This is a genomic window from Paracoccus saliphilus (assembly GCF_028553805.1).
GTDB lineage: Bacteria > Pseudomonadota > Alphaproteobacteria > Rhodobacterales > Rhodobacteraceae > Paracoccus > Paracoccus saliphilus.
In genome coordinates this window covers 4,223,225-4,239,187 of sequence record NZ_CP067140.1, presented here as the reverse complement: position 1 = coordinate 4,239,187, position 15,963 = coordinate 4,223,225, and the positions used below count along the sequence as shown (strand labels likewise).

General features: G+C 59.2%; 17 protein-coding genes. 9 read left to right on the top strand and 8 right to left on the bottom strand.

Translation table 11 applies throughout. The features are described from left to right. Positions 1-63: 63 nt before the first annotated feature. Positions 64-714: a response regulator transcription factor gene (locus JHX88_RS20355; RefSeq protein WP_272848127.1), complete on the bottom strand. Its 651-nt coding sequence runs from the start codon at positions 712-714 to the stop codon at positions 64-66. Between the two features lie 197 nt (positions 715-911). On the opposite strand from JHX88_RS20355, the gene JHX88_RS20350 reads away from it, so the two are divergent. Genes JHX88_RS20350 through glyA form a run of 6 tightly spaced genes read left to right on the top strand, consistent with a single transcriptional unit; the run spans position 912 to position 9,223 of the window. Further along, a complete protein-coding gene (locus tag JHX88_RS20350) occupies positions 912-2,159 on the top strand; it encodes a pyridoxal-phosphate-dependent aminotransferase family protein (RefSeq protein WP_076527703.1) in 1,248 nt (415 codons plus the stop codon). Positions 2,160-2,182: 23 nt separating this feature from the next. Next, complete coding sequence (locus JHX88_RS20345; protein WP_076527701.1) at positions 2,183-3,382, top strand: malate--CoA ligase subunit beta; 1,200 nt, start codon at positions 2,183-2,185, stop codon at positions 3,380-3,382. Further along, on the top strand, positions 3,379-4,260 hold the full coding sequence (gene sucD, locus JHX88_RS20340; protein ID WP_076527699.1) for a succinate--CoA ligase subunit alpha: 882 nt from the start codon (positions 3,379-3,381) through the stop codon (positions 4,258-4,260). The genes JHX88_RS20345 and sucD overlap by 4 nt, the downstream gene beginning before the upstream one ends. A 9-nt stretch (positions 4,261-4,269) precedes the next feature. Then, on the top strand, positions 4,270-5,241 hold the full coding sequence (locus JHX88_RS20335; protein ID WP_076527696.1) for a 2-hydroxyacid dehydrogenase: 972 nt from the start codon (positions 4,270-4,272) through the stop codon (positions 5,239-5,241). Beyond that, complete coding sequence (locus JHX88_RS20330; RefSeq protein ID WP_076527694.1) at positions 5,241-7,907, top strand: phosphoenolpyruvate carboxylase; 2,667 nt, start codon at positions 5,241-5,243, stop codon at positions 7,905-7,907. Before JHX88_RS20335 ends, JHX88_RS20330 begins: the two co-directional genes overlap by 1 nt. 20 nt (positions 7,908-7,927) lie before the next feature. After that, entirely contained in the window at positions 7,928-9,223 is a 1,296-nt protein-coding gene (gene glyA, locus JHX88_RS20325) for a serine hydroxymethyltransferase (RefSeq protein ID WP_076527691.1), read from the top strand. Here the strand turns inward: glyA and JHX88_RS20320 are convergent. Genes JHX88_RS20320 through JHX88_RS20290 form a run of 7 tightly spaced genes read right to left on the bottom strand, consistent with a single transcriptional unit; the run spans position 9,208 to position 13,556 of the window. Next, positions 9,208-10,224, bottom strand: coding sequence for an NAD(P)H-dependent flavin oxidoreductase (locus JHX88_RS20320; protein ID WP_076527689.1), 1,017 nt, complete (start codon positions 10,222-10,224; stop codon positions 9,208-9,210). The two genes, glyA and JHX88_RS20320, sit on opposite strands and share 16 nt — an antisense overlap. A 15-nt stretch (positions 10,225-10,239) precedes the next feature. Further along, a complete protein-coding gene (locus JHX88_RS20315) occupies positions 10,240-10,521 on the bottom strand; it encodes a hypothetical protein (RefSeq protein WP_076527687.1) in 282 nt (93 codons plus the stop codon). Next, positions 10,518-11,213, bottom strand: coding sequence for a hypothetical protein (locus JHX88_RS20310; RefSeq protein ID WP_076527685.1), 696 nt, complete (start codon positions 11,211-11,213; stop codon positions 10,518-10,520). The genes JHX88_RS20315 and JHX88_RS20310 overlap by 4 nt, the downstream gene beginning before the upstream one ends. A 57-nt stretch (positions 11,214-11,270) precedes the next feature. Beyond that, the gene (locus JHX88_RS20305) at positions 11,271-12,692 is read right to left on the bottom strand and encodes an APC family permease (RefSeq protein ID WP_076527683.1); all 1,422 of its coding nucleotides are present in this window, start codon (positions 12,690-12,692) and stop codon (positions 11,271-11,273) included. Positions 12,693-12,703: 11 nt separating this feature from the next. Beyond that, a complete protein-coding gene (locus JHX88_RS20300; RefSeq protein WP_176011483.1) occupies positions 12,704-12,871 on the bottom strand; it encodes a hypothetical protein in 168 nt (55 codons plus the stop codon). A 9-nt stretch (positions 12,872-12,880) separates the two neighbouring features. Further along, positions 12,881-13,261 (bottom strand): hypothetical protein, encoded by a 381-nt coding sequence (locus tag JHX88_RS20295; protein WP_076527681.1) that lies wholly within the window; start codon positions 13,259-13,261, stop codon positions 12,881-12,883. 1 nt (position 13,262) lies between these two features. Then, positions 13,263-13,556, bottom strand: coding sequence for a hypothetical protein (locus JHX88_RS20290; RefSeq protein WP_076527678.1), 294 nt, complete (start codon positions 13,554-13,556; stop codon positions 13,263-13,265). Between the two features lie 407 nt (positions 13,557-13,963). Here JHX88_RS20290 and JHX88_RS20285 point away from each other — a divergent pair, with 407 nt between their 5' ends. The 3 genes from JHX88_RS20285 (at position 13,964) to JHX88_RS20275 (ending at position 15,876) form a co-directional block, all read left to right on the top strand. Then, positions 13,964-14,368, top strand: coding sequence for a group II truncated hemoglobin (locus JHX88_RS20285; protein ID WP_076527676.1), 405 nt, complete (start codon positions 13,964-13,966; stop codon positions 14,366-14,368). A 93-nt stretch (positions 14,369-14,461) separates the two neighbouring features. Beyond that, the gene (locus tag JHX88_RS20280) at positions 14,462-15,166 is read left to right on the top strand and encodes an ABC transporter permease (protein ID WP_076527674.1); all 705 of its coding nucleotides are present in this window, start codon (positions 14,462-14,464) and stop codon (positions 15,164-15,166) included. Then, positions 15,160-15,876: an ATP-binding cassette domain-containing protein gene (locus JHX88_RS20275; RefSeq protein WP_076527672.1), complete on the top strand. Its 717-nt coding sequence runs from the start codon at positions 15,160-15,162 to the stop codon at positions 15,874-15,876. The genes JHX88_RS20280 and JHX88_RS20275 overlap by 7 nt, the downstream gene beginning before the upstream one ends. The last annotated feature ends 87 nt before the right edge of the window (positions 15,877-15,963 follow it).

The window sequence follows — 15,963 nt, the reverse complement described above, 5'->3', positions numbered from 1 at the left end:
AATAATATTTCCTGTCAATAAATAATATTTCCCAAAAGTTTCGTGCCGGATGTTGATTCACGGTTACTCGTTGTCCTCGAAATTGCGCCCACCGGGTATTCGACTTGAGTAGTAGAAGGCGATGGCTTGGGCCCGATTCTTGACCGAAAGCTTGTCATATAGATTTGACAAGTGGAATTTCACAGTGTTGGTCGAGATACCCAGTTCCTGCGAAAGTTCACGATTGGTCAGCCCCTTGGACAGGGCTTCCAGCATGGCTGCCTCGCGGCGGGACAGGGAGTGGATGGGGTCTTTCTGCAGCTCGCGGACATCGAGATAGGGGAAAACCATTTTTCCCGCGGCAACGGCAACACAGGTGTCCAGCAAGGTTTCGACCGGGCCGTTGCGAGCCACGAAACCGGCGGCGCCCGCGCTCATCGCCGCGCGGTGGGCATCGCTCCCTTCATCGGCATAGACCACGATGCGTGGCGCGCTTTCCTGTTCGCGCAGAACTTCGAGAAGCCTTGCTCCGCCAAGGACTGGCAGACCCCAATCGATGATTCCGACTTGGCAGGGGATGCGCATAACCGTTCCCAGGAAACCCTCGGCGGTCGCAGAGGTGGCCACGAGAGAGAATCGGGTGTCGCGCTCGAAAACTTCCGACATGGCCGACAGGACCAGTGGATTACTGTCCGCCAGCATGACTGAAACCTTGGTATTAGAGCTGCCAGTCATTTGCATTTCCTTGGTTTTTCGCAAAAACCTACCCGTCCAGGCAGGGCAGTTTGCAGTATACCTTCGCATTCTTACCAATATGGGTGGGTATTTTCCCATCCATATAGATACCTGAAAGCAGGAGTAACTTACGTTGCGGAACTTGTCGAGATGGCATCCCCTAGGTGAAATCAAATTCACTTGGAGGAAATGGACCGATGGCCGAAATCAAGATCTTCCCTCAGCTAGAGATTCCCGAAACGATCGCAGCGGGCCCTGGTCCAGGCAATACCGACCCGCGGGTCCTCCAGCGTTTTGCGAGCGCCGGCATTGCCGACCACATGCAAGCGGACGTGCTTCGCGGCATGATCGAATCCAAGTTGATGCTGCGAGAGGTGATGGGCACCCGCAATATCCATACTTTCGGCGTGGCCGGAACGGGGTGGAGCGGTCTCGATGTCATGTTCAGTGCCGTGATGCCCGGCGACAAGGTGGTGATGTTCACCAACGGAACCTTCTCCAGCATCGACGGCCTTACTGTCCGGATGAAAGCGGCCACCGCCGAAGAACTGGCCGCTAATCCGCTGGACCCGAAGCCCGCTTCGGTCACCATCATCGATGTGCCGCATGGCAAATCCGTCACCGGCGAGACCGTCGAGGCTGCACTGGCCAAGCACAAGCCGAAATGGGCCGCGATGGCGCATTGGGAAACCGGGTCGGGCCGGATCAACGACCTGCGCGGATTCTCTGACGCTTGTGAGAAGCACGGAGTAATGGGGCTGGTCGATGCTGTTTCGTCGCTCGGGGTGGAAGATTTCCGGATCGATGACTTCCCGGGCGTGCATGGTTGGGCTTCCTGTCCACAGAAGGGCATCTGCTGCCTACCGCTGACCTATGCACCGGTGTCGTTCACCGACCGTTACATCGAGACGCTCAGGGCGAGTGGCACTCGCACCTTTGTGCATCACCCGATCCTCGAGGCGCGGCATTGGGGCATCATCGACGGCAAGGATGTCGAGAAAGGTACCTATCACCGCACCCATAGCGCCTATGCAGTCGCGGCTTTCCACGAGGCGCTGCGCATCCTGTTGCAGGATACTGTTGCCCGGCGTGCCGAGGATTATTCTTTCCACGAAGCGGCGCTGTGCGATGCGGTCACGGCGATGGGCTGCAAGGTGACGTCGAACATGACCTCGCTGGTGGTTCTCAACCTGCCCGACAAGCTGGCCGGTCGCGAGATGGAATTGGTGCAATCGTGCCGTGCCGCCGGTTTCGGCATCTGGCCGACACTGTCCGAGCCGGTTCAGGTCCGCATCGGCATTCTGAACCTGCTGACCCAAGCCGCGATCACCGACATCGTTACCCGGTTCGGGGCAGCGATGAACGAAATGGGTGCAGGTATCGACATGGACGAGATCAGCGCTCGGCTGGACCGCCATTTCGAGACTGCAATGGCCGCTCAGTAACGGCGCTCAAGGGAGGAGCAAAGATGGATATCCACGAATACCAGGCCAAGGAAATTCTCAGTAATTTCGGGGTAACAGTCCCACAGGGCGCATTGGCCTACAGTCCCGAGCAAGCCGCCTACCGTGCCCGCGAAATGGGTGGCAACCGCTGGGTGGTCAAGGCGCAGGTTCATGCCGGTGGCCGGGGCAAGGCCGGGGGGGTCAAGGTCTGTGACAGCGATGCCGAAATCCAGGCCGCGACCGAAGGCATGTTCGGGCAAAAGCTGATCACGCATCAGACCGGGCCTGAAGGCAAGGGCATCTACCGCGTCTATGTCGAGGCGGCCGTGCCGATCGAGCGCGAAATCTATCTGGGCTTTGTCCTAGACCGCGCAAGCCAGCGGGTGATGATCGTCGCCAGTGGCGAAGGCGGGATGGAGATCGAGGAGATCTCTGCCGAACGTCCCGACAGCATCGTTCGTGCCACGGTGGAGCCCGCCGTCGGTCTGCAAGAGTTCCAATGCCGCGAGATAGCCTTTGCACTGGGCATCGAAGCGCGCATGACACAGCAGATGGTGCGCACGCTGCGCGGCTGCTATCGTGCCTTCCGCGAACTCGACGCCACCATGGTCGAGGTTAATCCGCTGGTGATTACAGGCGATGATCGCATCCTTGCCCTCGACGCCAAGATGACCTTTGACGACAATGCCCTGTTCCGACACCCGCAGATCTCGGAATTGCGTGACAAGTCGCAAGAGGATCCGCGGGAATCCCGTGCCGCCGACCGTGGTCTGTCCTATGTCGGGCTGGACGGAAATATCGGCTGTATCGTCAACGGCGCCGGACTGGCGATGGCGACGATGGACACGATCAAGCTTGCTGGCGGCGAGCCGGCGAATTTCCTGGATATCGGCGGTGGCGCCACACCCGAACGGGTCGCCAAGGCGTTCCGGCTGGTAATGTCTGACAAGAATGTGCAGGCGATCCTCGTCAACATCTTTGCCGGGATCAATCGCTGTGACTGGGTCGCCGAGGGCGTCGTTCAGGCGCTGCGCGAAAACCCGGTCGACGTGCCGGTCGTGGTCCGCCTTGCAGGCACCAATGTCGAGGAGGGGCAGAAGATCCTCGCGCAAAGCGGGTTGCCCCTGATCCGCGCAACGACACTTAACGAAGCCGCCGAGCGGGCAGTTGCAGCCTGGCAGAGCGACGTGAAGAACAATCCCAACCTGAGGGCTGTCCAATGAGCATTTTTCTGGATCGCGATACAAAGATCATCGTTCAGGGGATTACCGGCAAGATGGCCCGGTTCCATGCGCGCGAAATGATCGAATATGGTTCGAATGTCGTGGGCGGCGTCGTGCCGGGCAAGGGCGGCGAAACCGTCGAGGGCGTACCGGTGTTCAACACGGTCAAGGAAGCCGTCACCGAGACTGGGGCCGAGGCCACGCTGGTCTTCGTGCCGCCTCCCGCTGCCGCCGACGGGATCATGGAGGCCGCCGATGCAGGCATCCGTTACTGTGTCTGCATCACCGACGGCATTCCCGCGCAGGACATGATTCGGGTCAAACGCTACATGTACCGCTATCCCAAGGAGCGGCGCATGGTTTTGACCGGCCCGAACTGCGCCGGAACGATCAGCCCCGGAAAGGCGCTTCTGGGGATCATGCCCGGTCATATCTATCTGCAGGGCAATGTCGGCATCATCGGCCGGTCGGGAACCTTGGGCTACGAAGCGGCGGCGCAGTTGAAAGAACGCGGGATCGGTGTGTCCACCAGTGTCGGTATCGGCGGCGACCCGATCAACGGGTCTTCCTTCAAGGATATCCTGGAACGTTTCGAGAATGATGACGAGACGCATGTGATCTGCATGATCGGCGAAATCGGTGGCCCGCAAGAAGCCGAGGCTGCCGAATATATCCGTGATCACATCAGCAAGCCGGTAGTGGCTTATGTCGCGGGTCTGACCGCGCCCAAGGGCCGCACGATGGGTCACGCGGGAGCGATCATTTCGGCATTCGGCGAAAGTGCCAGCGAGAAAGTCGAAATCCTCACCGCTGCGGGTGTCACTGTAGCCGAAAACCCGGCTGTGATTGGCGAGACCATCGCCAGTGTCATGCAATAGGAGGGGCGGATGGCAAAACCGAAGGTTCTCGTAACCCGGCGCTGGCCAGTAGCGGTCGAAGCGCAGCTATCGGAATTGTTCGACACGGAACTCAACACGTCGGACAAGCCCCTGACGCCGGAAGACTTCAAATCGGCACTGCAGAACTACGATGCGGTGCTGCCCACGGTGACGGACAAGATCGGTGCTTCGGCGCTGGAGCTGGCCAGGCCGCAAACCCGGATTCTCGCGAATTACGGGGTCGGATATAGTCATATCGATCTGGACCGGGTTGGGCAGCATGGCATGGTGGTGACCAACACGCCGGATGTCCTGAGCGAATGCACTGCCGATCTGGCCATGACGCTTATGCTTATGGCGGCGCGGCGCGCCGGAGAGGGCGAGCGTGAATTACGCGCCGGCGACTGGACGGGATGGCGGCCGACGCATCTGGTTGGCAGCAAGGTGTCGGGCAAGACCCTGGGCATCATCGGCTATGGCCGGATCGGTCAGGAGATGGCCAAGCGGGCGCATCACGGCTTTGGCATGAAGATCATCGCCTATAACCGCAGCAAGATCGCACCCGATATCCTTGCACAATGCGATGCCACGCAGGTGGACAGCATCGACGAATTGTTGCCGCTTTGCGATTTCATCTCGTTGCATTGTCCGGGCGGGGCGGAAAACCGGCACCTGATCGACGCCAGGCGCCTGAACCTGATGCGATCCGATGCATTCCTGATTAACACCGCCCGCGGCGAGGTCATTGACGAGATGGCCCTGTCACAAGCGCTGTGGTTCGAAACCATCGGTGGTGCCGCGCTCGACGTGTTCGATGGAGAGCCGAACATCAACCCGGTGCTGCAGAATTGCGACAACCTAGTGATGCTCCCACACTTGGGCAGCGCCACCCGCGAAGCGCGCGAGGCGATGGGTTTTCGGGTTCTCGACAATCTGCGCGACTTCTTCGATGGCCGCGAACCGCGCGACAGGGTGAACTGATGCAGGGGGACGCCTCTCATATCGATACCGGGCAACCGGATGGGGCGGACCGTTCCTATGCCGGTCGGCTGCGCATGGAACTGCGTCGGCTTTGGCTGAATGTCATTGACCGGCGCGCGCCCACCATTCTGCCGTTATTGTCCGGCGATTGCGAAGATCTGCCCGAGGATTCTGATCTGACGGCCTATCTTCAGGGACTGAACATCTGGTTCCAGCTTATGAAGATCGTCGAGGAAAATGCCGGAATGCGCGCGCGGCGCATGACTGAAACGCATGAAGGACCGGCGGCGATCGAGGGCAGCTTTGCCAAGGTGTTGCAAGGCAACCCGGATATCTCGCTGAGCGCATTCCGGCGGGTGGCCGACAAGCTGTCGGTCGGACCCACCCTGACCGCACATCCGACCGAGGCCAAGCGGGTCACGGTCCTGGAAATCCATCGACGCATCTACCGGACATTGGTGGCCCTGGAAACACAGCGCTGGACGCCTCGGGAACGGGCCGAGCTTTTGTCCGATATCGAGAACGAGATCGATCTGTTGTGGCTCACCGGCGAATTGCGCCTGAAGCGGCCGTCCCCGGTGGATGAAATCGATTGGGGGTTGCAATTCTTCCGCGACGGCCTGTTCGACGCGGTGCCCAATCTTTATCGGCAGTTCAAGGACGCTGTGGCGGATCACTTCGGGTATGCCGAGGATTCCAAGCCGTGCCTGCAGTTCCATTCATGGATCGGTGGCGATCGTGACGGCAATCCCAATGTGACGATAGAGACCACCCAAGCCGCCCTGACGCGGAATCGGGCGACGATCCTCGAAAAATACCTGTCCGCGCTTGCTCTTGCTGCACAGCATCTAAGCATAAGCAGTTCGATTTCCCATCTGCCCGATGCTGCCCACGGACAGTTGACGAAGGTTATCAACAATGCACCGCCGGGTGAGACAGATCGACATCTTAATCCGGGCGAGTTGTTCCGTCAGGCCTTGAGCGCGATGCACAGACGCATCAATGCCATGCTTGAGGGCCATGGACCCGGCTATACGCATCTGGAGGAATTCACGGCGGAACTCCGCATCGTCGAGAGCGCCCTGTCGGCGATTGATGCCGACGGTCTGGCAGAGCGTTTTGTCCGCCCACTCCGCTGGCAGGCCGAAGTCTTTGGATTTCGGACCGTCACGCTTGATGTGAGGCAGAACTCGTCAGTCACGACACAGGTCCTTGCTGAAATCTGGAGCCTGAGCGACGCGGCGCCCGATTATGGTACGGCAGAATGGTCCAAGCGTCTCCGCACCGAGTTGGTGAGAGCAGGATTGTCCTGGATCGACCGGGACCGTTTGAGCGATCAGGCCCAGGAGTTGCTTGGCCTGCTTGAACTGATGCACAAGACGCGATTCGGCCCGGACCCGCAGGCGATGGGGCCGTTCATCCTTTCGATGACCCGGTCCTGCGACGATCTGCTGGGGATTTTCCTGCTGGCCCGCTATGCAGGTTTCGGTGCGGAACGACTAGATTTGCAGGTGGTGCCGCTGTTTGAAACCATCGACGATCTGCGCGCAGCGCCCCAAATACTGGACGAATTGTTGCGCGTGCCTTTGGCGCGGCGCAGCCTGGCTGCCGGAAACAGCCGGATCGAGATCATGCTGGGCTATTCCGACAGCAACAAGGATGGCGGTTTCCTCTGCTCCAGCTGGGAATTGGAAAAGGCGCAGCGCAGCATTACTCGCATACTGGCGACGCATGATCTTGTCCCCGTCTTCTTTCATGGCCGCGGTGGTTCGGTCAGCCGTGGCGGCGCCCCGACCGAGCGTGCCATTGCCGCACAGCCCCTGGGCACGATAAACGGCCAACTTCGCACGACTGAACAGGGCGAAGTCGTATCCTCGAAATTTGCCAATCGCGGCACGGCACAGCACCAACTGGAGTTGCTGGCTTCGTCGGTGCTTGCGCATTCGCTGAACTCGCAGCCGGAACCTGCGTGTCCCGAATTCAACGATACGCTCGAAGCGCTATCGGGCATGTCGCAGACGGCTTACAGCACTTTGCTGCACGAACCCGGCTTCATCGATTATTTCCAACAGGCCAGCCCGGTCGAAGAGCTGGCAATGCTCAAGATGGGATCGCGCCCGGCCCGGCGGTTCGGGGCGCAAAGCCTGGATGATTTGCGGGCAATCCCCTGGGTTTTCGCCTGGTCGCAGAATCGTCATCTGATTACCGGTTGGTATGGTTTCGGCTCGGCCGTGAGCTCGTTCCGCCGCTTCCGGAAGGACGAGGGCGACGAATTGCTGCGCCGGATGTTCAGCGAGTCACGGCTGTTTCGCCTGATCGTGGACGAGGTCGAGAAGTCGCTGTTCCAGGCGGATATGCGAATTGCCGGGAAATACGCGGATCTGGTGTCCAACCACGTGATCCGCAGTGAGATCTTCGGGCGTATTCAGCGGGAATACGAGCAAAGCTGTGCGGCGATTTCGTTCCTGAACGACGGCGCGGAAATCGGTGCGCGTTTTCCGAACATGTCCGCCCGCTTCGGTCGGGTCCGCCATGACCTCGACCGTGTTCACGCCCTTCAGATCAAATTGCTGCGCGGCATTCGCGGCAACACGGAACGCGGCCTATCTGTGCCGCTGATGCAATCGATGAACAGCATCTCGGCGGCGCTTGGCTGGACCGGGTAGATATCAACAGGAGGAATGACATGAACGAACAGAAAATGATTTCCGGTTTTTTCACCGAGGATCTCGCGGCGAGCGATCCGCAGATTTTCGACGCAATCGGAAAGGAATTGGGCCGTCAGCGCAATGAAATCGAGCTGATCGCCTCCGAAAACATCGTCAGCCGCGCGGTGATGCAGGCGCAAGGCACGGTGCTGACCAACAAATATGCCGAAGGTTATCCGGGTCGGCGCTATTATGGCGGCTGTCAATTCGTTGATATTGCCGAAAACTTAGCCATCGATCGTGCAAAGCAATTGTTCGGGTGCGATTTCGCCAATGTTCAGCCGAATTCGGGCAGTCAGGCCAATCAGGGTGTCTTTCTGGCGCTGTGCAAACCCGGCGACACGATCATGGGGATGAGCCTCGATGCTGGCGGCCATCTGACCCATGGGGCCGCTCCGAACCAGTCGGGGAAATGGTTCAACGCAGTGCAATATGGTGTTCGCAAGCAGGACAATATGATCGATTACGATCAGGTCGAGGCGTTGGCGAAAGAGCATAAGCCGAGACTGATCATCGCCGGCGGCAGCGCTATTCCGCGGCAGATCGATTTCGCGCGGATGCGGCAGATCGCCGACATGGTCGATGCCTATCTTCTCGTGGATATGGCGCATTTTGCTGGTCTCGTCGCTGCGGGCGAACATCCAAGCCCGTTCCCGCATGCGCATGTCGCCACCACCACCACGCACAAGACCCTGCGCGGCCCGCGTGGTGGAATGATCCTGACCAATGACGAAGGCATCGCGAAGAAGGTGAATTCGGCGATATTCCCCGGCCTTCAGGGCGGTCCCTTGATGCATGTGATTGCGGCCAAGGCGGTGGCATTCGGTGAGGCGCTGCAACCCGGTTTCAAAACCTATATCCGCCAGGTGATCAGCAATGCCCAAGCCCTGAGCGACCAGTTGATCAAGGGAGGTCTGGACACGGTGACGCATGGCACCGACACGCATGTGGTGCTTGTGGACCTGCGCCCCAAGGGCGTGACCGGCAAGGCGACCGAGGCGGCATTGGGCCGTGCCAACATCACCTGCAACAAGAATGGCGTGCCTTTCGATCCGGAAAAGCCCACCATCACCAGCGGCATCCGCCTCGGCAGTCCGGCAGGCACGACCCGAGGCTTCGGCGAAACCGAATTTCGGCAAATCGCTGATTGGATCATCGAAGTGGTCGACGGCTTGGTGGCCAATGGCGAAGACGGCAATGGCGAGGTTGAGGCAAAGGTCAAGGCCAAGGTCGCCGAACTATGCGAGCGCTTTCCGGTTTATCCGGGCCTCTGAGATTCCTGTGTCAGGATTTGTCGCGCCGTCGTGGCCATAGCGCGAAGGCGTGATCCTGCGGGCACGATCTCGTTGATCCTGCCCGCTCCCTGACCGGCAAAGAGGGCCATGGCTTCGAGATCGCCGCTTGTTGTCCGCAACGGGGAATCCGTACTGAAGCGCAGACGGGGCTCGTTGCCGTCCCAAGCGATGGTTTCACGCGGCAATGTGGCAGGATCATGACCGAAATGACGGCCCTGAAGCGCTTCGGTCACGCTGTTGCCGATTACGCGCACGGCGGCGCCTTTGGGCCAGTTCAGTACGAAGGCGTCGGTCAGAACCGTGTCGGTGCCGGTTGCGGTCGTCACGCGGATCTTGTGATAATCATGGGCGAAGGATTCTTCGGTGGCCAGAAAGGCGGTGCCGCATTGCACACCGTCCAACCCGGCGCGAATTGCGGCGGCGAGATCCTCGCCTGTCGAGATGCCGCCAGCGATGGCGACGGGCAGGCTGCTGGTATCGCGGATGGATTCGGCCAGTTCAAATCCGGCACTCCGTCCATGGACATGGCCTCCGGCTTCAACGCCCTGCGCGATAAGGACATCTGCCCCGGCCTGCTCGGCCATTGAGGCGGCTTCCACCGTGCCGACCTGGTGCAGCACGAGGCATCCAGCCTGTTTCACGCGAGCGATGACATCTGGCATGATATCCCAGAAAAAGGAAAATGCGCGGACTTCCAGATCGAGGCAGCATTGGATCTGGGCATCCAGCAAGGCCGGATCGGTGGCGGCGGGGATAAGGTTGACCGCAAAGGGGCGGTTGGTGGCGGCACGCAGGGCGTTGATTTCTGATGCGATCAGCGCCGGATCTTCGCGAACCATCCCGAGTGTTGCAAAGCCCCCGGCTTCGGCGACCGCGGCGGCCAGCTCCCACCGCGCGACCCCGCCCATGCCTGCCAGCACAATCGGCAGGTCGCAACCGAGCGTTTCGCAAAGCGGTGTGTGAAGTGGATCATCCGTCATACCTGACCCTCTGGCTTAGCCATTCCTGTGCTGCCAGACCGCGTATCTGATGCGAGCATGGCGATAGGCGTCGAATATCGCCATCGCGTAGACAAAGACGCCCCCGGCGAATTTGCCCAGAAGCGAAACATCCGGCGCGGCGGTCTTGAGCGTATAGCCCCCAAGCAGGAACATGAAGAAAAGAAACAGCAATCCGCGATAAGGCTGCCTGTTCAGGACCTGTCCGGTTCCGGGCAGGATAATCGCGGAGGCGAGAACGAGATAGGGGTTCGGGGGGCGATCGGGAACGAATTTCATGCGGCATCTCGCGTGGCGTGGCGGCTGTGGCGCTCTATATCGGCCTTGATCGCCAGCAACCGGTCCAGCAATGGCGCGATCCGGTGCGGAGATATCGGTGTCCGGCCCATCTCGGCGTCGCGGAATATCAGATAGCGTGAGCGGTTCGCCTCTTCGGCCAGGAACACGATCCGCAAACCCTGGGGAGAGATCACCAGCTCCTTGATCAGGGGGTCGTCGAATAGCGGAAGATGCGGGCGAAGGATATGCTCTGGCAGCAGATGCCGAGGCTGATCCGTCCGGATTGCGCAATCCTCGGGATAGTTGTCGGGAATGGCGATCTGTTCGGGCAGGCGGTGAAAACCCGAGAAAGACTCGACGCCGGTCGGCCGTATCATCAGGTCAAGGCTTGCCCGGATCGGCAGGGGACAAGGCAGGGATATCAGGAACCACAAGGCGGGCAGCTTGCGAAAGGTCAGCGTGTCGGGAACGACTTGCAGATCGCATTCGCTGCCCTTGTAGATACCGGACAGGCGCGGAAAGCCGGTTACGCTCTGGCCCAGCCGGGGCGTGGTCAGTAATGATTTGCAGCGGTTGAAATAAGCGAGGCGCGACAGGCGTCGCGCATTTGCCGCACGGAAGGTGCGATGAACGAGCAAAGCAAGGCCCGCGCCGGCCAGAGCCAGCAATATAGTCAACCCGATTTCCGGCATGTTGCAACCTCTGGAATGAGTTGGCCGCCTGCCTTGCGGCAAGCGACTAATGGGGTTTCAGTAGCCTTTAGGCTTCGGCCAAGGCATGGTGAACTGGGCCGCCCGGTATACGAAACGGTAACGCCAGAAATGGAACCACAGCGAGACGATGATATAGAAGGCAATCATCGCCACCAACTGTGTCCCGTAACCCAGGAAGACCGCGAAGAAGGTAATCCCGCACAGGCACAAAAGCGTGATGGCCGGAATCGGGTGGAACGGATGTTCGTAGCCGCGCTTGATCGAGTCCAACGGCCATTTGCGACGGAACAGCATCATGTTCAACGGCATGAAGGTATATCCCAACAGCCCTGACAGGATCGAGAAGGTGATCACCTGATCCAGCGGTGCGCCAAGCGCAAAGATCAGCGCGATGGGCACGAGGAAGATGATCGAACGGTAGGGCGTCCGGTAAACCGGATGCACCGCGCCGAACCACGAGGGCAGATAGTGGTCGCGGCCCATCGCGAACCATGCGCGGGAGGCGTCGTTGATGCAGCCATTGGCCGAGGCCAGCGTGGCGAACAACGTCCCAACGCCCAGGAGCACCGCCAATGCGGTCGAGCCCGACAGTCGTGCTGCGTCGAACAACGGCACGCCCGACTGACCGAGATATTCCCAGGGCATCAATCCGACACAGACATACCATGTCAGGGTCGCTGCGATGGCCAGCGTCATCACGCCTGCCAAGGTCCCGAACGGCAGAGACCGGGCCGGAGAGCGAACCTCTTCTGCGGCCTGACAGGTGCCTTCGATGCCAAGGTAATACCACAGCCCGAAATGCATCGCTGCCAGAACCCCGAGCCAGCCATAGGGAAGATCGGTCATCAGCTCGGCATGTTTCAGCGGGCTCTCGCCAAAGACCGGCGAGGTGGCCAGGAACAGGATCAGGATTGCTGTGAAGGCAATGGCGGTGATCACCAGGTTGAATGTCAGCGTTGCAAGCACACCGCGATAATTGAGCCATGCCAGGAACATGATGGCCAGAACGATGAAGGGTTGCGGATTAAGCCCCTCGTGACCGCTCATTCCCGCGACGGTTTCGAACAGGAAGCCCACGGTGATCGCATTGGCGGCTTCCAGCATCGTATAGGCGAAAACGAGATAAAGTCCGACATTGAAGGCCATCAGTGGCCCGATGATATGCTTGGCTTGCGTATATTGCCCACCTGCGGCGGCAACGGTCGAGGTGACCTCGCTGTCGAGCATGGCGACGCAACTGTAAAGGATGCCTGCGAACCAGCAGGCGATCAAGGCCGCATAAGCCCCGCCTTTGCCGACCGCAAAGTTCCATCCCATATATTCGCCGACAAGCACGATCCCGACGCCAAGCGCCCAGATATGTGCCGGCCCCAGGACCCTGAGAAGGCCCCCGTTCTGCACGGCTGCGCTTTCGGCCTCGCCGGCGATGCCGGGAGTATTGCTGGCTGTATCCGACATATGCGTATTCCTTAAAGCTCGTGCTGTTCGGTCATCGCTTCGATCTGCCCTTCATGTGAGGAGGTCAGCTGTTCCTCACTGTAGCGGCTGTCGGTCCGAAACCAGTCGATAACGATATAGGCGCCGAGCACGGCAGAGAGTGCCCATGCGACATATTCTGCGAGATTCCAGATAAGCATGTCTGTCCCCTATTCCTCTCCGAATTTTTCGGCGATGACTTCGCGATATTCCTTCTCCGACAATCTCAGCATGATTGTGTAATAGCCAAGCACGGCAATGATCACGACAATCAGAGCCAAGATATTGAAGGAATAGTCGAATCTGGCGGTGATCAGTGGCGCGGCCGCTTCGGCATCAGCGAAGCCCAGCTTGCCCCATTGCTCGACCATCGCGGCGTTCTGCCCGAGCTTCTCCCATGTGGGGTTGTCAACCGCCTGGATCACCTGATCGCTGCCAGCCAGTCCCAGCCAGAGCGGGATGTAAAGCGCGCCGATGGTCAGGATCAGCAGCACGAGCACGTCAAAGACTTGTGCCAGCTTGCTTTGCGGTGGAGGGGTGTATCGGGCCATCTCACATCCCCTTCCGCTTGGCGCGGGCGGCGTCGAGAAACTTGATATCCAGCCCATACATGAAATCGCGATCCTCGCGGTAATGGCGCAGCATTGCCACGATCGCGGCTGTGTTGAACAGCAATACAACAGCGCCTCCGATCAGCAGGACAATACGTGCGGCGCTGCTTGGGGCGAGTGACCAGGTTGCGATGGCGACGAAGATAATGGCGAACCATAGTCCGGCGACGAAGGCCCATGCCACGATGACGTCGAGTCGATGCATGGCCATGATCCGTCGGGTGAGATCAGACATAGCGCTCCTCCCTATGTTGATGCTCCACGGAAGACCGCCAGAAAGGCGACCCCTGTCGTTCCGCGGAATTTTTGTCCCGGCGCAGGGAATCTGTAGTGGTCATGAAACACCATCGATGCCTTGGGGGGCAAGAAAAAATTTACAAGGGAGAAAAATTACTTCCTACGCATCAATTTTATGGAAATTGGGACGGTAAGTAGAGGATTGGAGGAAGCGTATCCTTATCCTGCTGACGGAATGGAGCGTGTTGGTATTCAGTGTATTGAATTATAATGATATTGAGGTGTCTGGCGATGTTTCGGAAGATGGATTTTGCCGAAAGAAGTTTCTTAAAAAGAATGACAGTATCCTTGAGGGAATATCCTTCCCGGTGATACCTTCGGGATGAAATTTCCAGGGAGGATATCTTGTATTTTGCCGCACAGGAGAAGCAATCGCTTTACCAGAAGTTGGGAGGAGATGACGGGATTCGCGCTCTGGTCAAAGAATTCTACGATATCGTCGAGCGGGACGAGGAGGCCGGGGAATTGCATCTGCTCCATCTTCAGGGGGCCGGAATAGCCCAGTCCAGGGAGGAGCAGTTCAACTATCTTTGCGGCTTCTTTGGAGGCCCCCAATACTATGTGATGAAGCATAGGCATTCGCGGCTCAAACAGATCCACGAGCATGTGCCTATCGGCCCGGAAATGCGCGATCTCTGGTTGAGATGCATGGCAAAGGCCATCGAGAAGATGGGAATCGGGGATGATCTTGCCCGAATGGTGATGCGGAACTTCACCACGGCTGCCGAAACTGCCAGAAATCTGGACTAACCAACGAAAAACAAAGCGCGATCAGTCGCAATGGGGTTGGAAATCGCGTTGCGATCCTGCAGCTTGTGCGCAAATTCGGGAGGTGGTCGGCGCATGGTCGATCTTTGGGACGGTCTCGCGCAGGCATTCTGGCTGGTGGTGACGCTAGATGCGGAGTTGATCGAGATTTCGTTGCGATCTTTGCAGGTGACGATCAGCGCGGTGGTCATTGCCGCGCTCGTGGCCATGCCGTTGGCGGCCTATCTTGCCGTTTACCGTTTTCGGTGGCGACGCAATGTCGTGGCTCTTCTGAATGCGTTGATGGGCCTGCCCCCGGTCGTGGTGGGGCTGATCGTCTATGTGCTCCTGTCACGCTCCGGGCCTTTGGGAGTGTTTGGCCTCCTGTTCACGCCGACGGCGATGATCATCGCGCAAGTCGTTATTGTCGTGCCCCTGATTGCCAGCATCGCTCATCAATCCATTCGCGAACTCTGGCAGGACTACCATGACCTGCTGATCTCGATGAATGTGACGCAGGTGCAGAAGATCCGGACCTTACTATGGGATTCGCGCAGGGGCCTTCTGACTGCCGCTCTTGCCGGTTTCGGTCGTGCGATCGGTGAGGTGGGTGCCATCATGATTGTCGGTGGCAATATCGACAACGTTACACGAGTCCTGACCACTGCCATCGCGCTGGAAACCGGCAAAGGCGAATTCGCCCTGGCGTTGGCGCTTGGCTTTGTCCTGATCGCATTGGCTATCTCTGTCAATATCGCGATCCATTGGGTGAGCGGAACCGAGCGGGAGGCGGGATGGTAAGCGAGCTTTTCCCGGTAACGATGGCCGGTGCCCGGACATCGCGACGCGGCACCGTGCTTGTCGGTCCGATCGACCTGACGCTGGAGGGGCGGGGAACCTGCGTCGTTATCGGACCAAACGGCTCGGGCAAGACCTCGTTCCTGCGCCTGCTGCATGGCGCGGCCCGGCTGACGGGAGGGTCGATCACTTGGGCCTGCCCGATGCAGGAGGCGCGCCGACAGCAGGCTTTCGTCTTTCAGCGCCCGGTCATGCTACGTCGAACGGTTGAGCAGAACCTGATCTATCCGCTTGTGATTCACGGTACATCTCGTCTTGACGCAAGGGCACGGGCGCGGGAATGGGCCGAAAAGGTCGCTCTGGACAGGATGCTTGATCGACAGGCCTCAATTCTGTCGGGTGGAGAACAGCAGAAACTGGCCCTGGCCCGGGCGCTGATCTCCGATCCAAGGCTTGTGTTCCTCGATGAGCCCTGTTCGTCTCTGGATGGGCGGGCGACACGGGAAATCGAGGATATTTTGCAATCGGCCAAGGCGCGGGGAACCCGTTTGATCATGTCGACCCACGATATGGGACAGGCGCGGCGTCTGGCCGATCAGGTCGTATTCCTCTTACGTGGCAAGGTTCACGATCAGGGCGACGCCCCGGAATTTTTCGACGGGCCCTCTACCTCTCAGGCGCGGGCATTCCTTAAGGGCGATATCGTAGAGTGACGCGCACGCCTTGCCACCAAGGACAAGTTCCTTGCGGATGGTTTCGGCACGCATCGGCTATCTCATGCGATATCCGTACTGGGCCCT

Excerpts from the sequence above, each read along its gene's own strand:
- JHX88_RS20355 (WP_272848127.1), bottom strand. The coding sequence starts at position 714 with ATGACTGGCAGCTCTAATACCAAGGTTTCAGTCATGCTGGCGGACAGT.
- JHX88_RS20350 (WP_076527703.1), top strand. The coding sequence starts at position 912 with ATGGCCGAAATCAAGATCTTCCCTCAGCTAGAGATTCCCGAAACGATC.
- JHX88_RS20345 (WP_076527701.1), top strand. The coding sequence starts at position 2,183 with ATGGATATCCACGAATACCAGGCCAAGGAAATTCTCAGTAATTTCGGG.
- sucD (WP_076527699.1), top strand. The coding sequence starts at position 3,379 with ATGAGCATTTTTCTGGATCGCGATACAAAGATCATCGTTCAGGGGATT.
- JHX88_RS20335 (WP_076527696.1), top strand. The coding sequence starts at position 4,270 with ATGGCAAAACCGAAGGTTCTCGTAACCCGGCGCTGGCCAGTAGCGGTC.
- JHX88_RS20330 (WP_076527694.1), top strand. The coding sequence starts at position 5,241 with ATGCAGGGGGACGCCTCTCATATCGATACCGGGCAACCGGATGGGGCG.
- glyA (WP_076527691.1), top strand. The coding sequence starts at position 7,928 with ATGAACGAACAGAAAATGATTTCCGGTTTTTTCACCGAGGATCTCGCG.
- JHX88_RS20320 (WP_076527689.1), bottom strand. The coding sequence starts at position 10,224 with ATGACGGATGATCCACTTCACACACCGCTTTGCGAAACGCTCGGTTGC.
- JHX88_RS20315 (WP_076527687.1), bottom strand. The coding sequence starts at position 10,521 with ATGAAATTCGTTCCCGATCGCCCCCCGAACCCCTATCTCGTTCTCGCC.
- JHX88_RS20310 (WP_076527685.1), bottom strand. The coding sequence starts at position 11,213 with ATGCCGGAAATCGGGTTGACTATATTGCTGGCTCTGGCCGGCGCGGGC.
- JHX88_RS20305 (WP_076527683.1), bottom strand. The coding sequence starts at position 12,692 with ATGTCGGATACAGCCAGCAATACTCCCGGCATCGCCGGCGAGGCCGAA.
- JHX88_RS20300 (WP_176011483.1), bottom strand. The coding sequence starts at position 12,871 with ATGCTTATCTGGAATCTCGCAGAATATGTCGCATGGGCACTCTCTGCC.
- JHX88_RS20295 (WP_076527681.1), bottom strand. The coding sequence starts at position 13,261 with ATGGCCCGATACACCCCTCCACCGCAAAGCAAGCTGGCACAAGTCTTT.
- JHX88_RS20290 (WP_076527678.1), bottom strand. The coding sequence starts at position 13,556 with ATGTCTGATCTCACCCGACGGATCATGGCCATGCATCGACTCGACGTC.
- JHX88_RS20280 (WP_076527674.1), top strand. The coding sequence starts at position 14,462 with ATGGTCGATCTTTGGGACGGTCTCGCGCAGGCATTCTGGCTGGTGGTG.
- JHX88_RS20275 (WP_076527672.1), top strand. The coding sequence starts at position 15,160 with ATGGTAAGCGAGCTTTTCCCGGTAACGATGGCCGGTGCCCGGACATCG.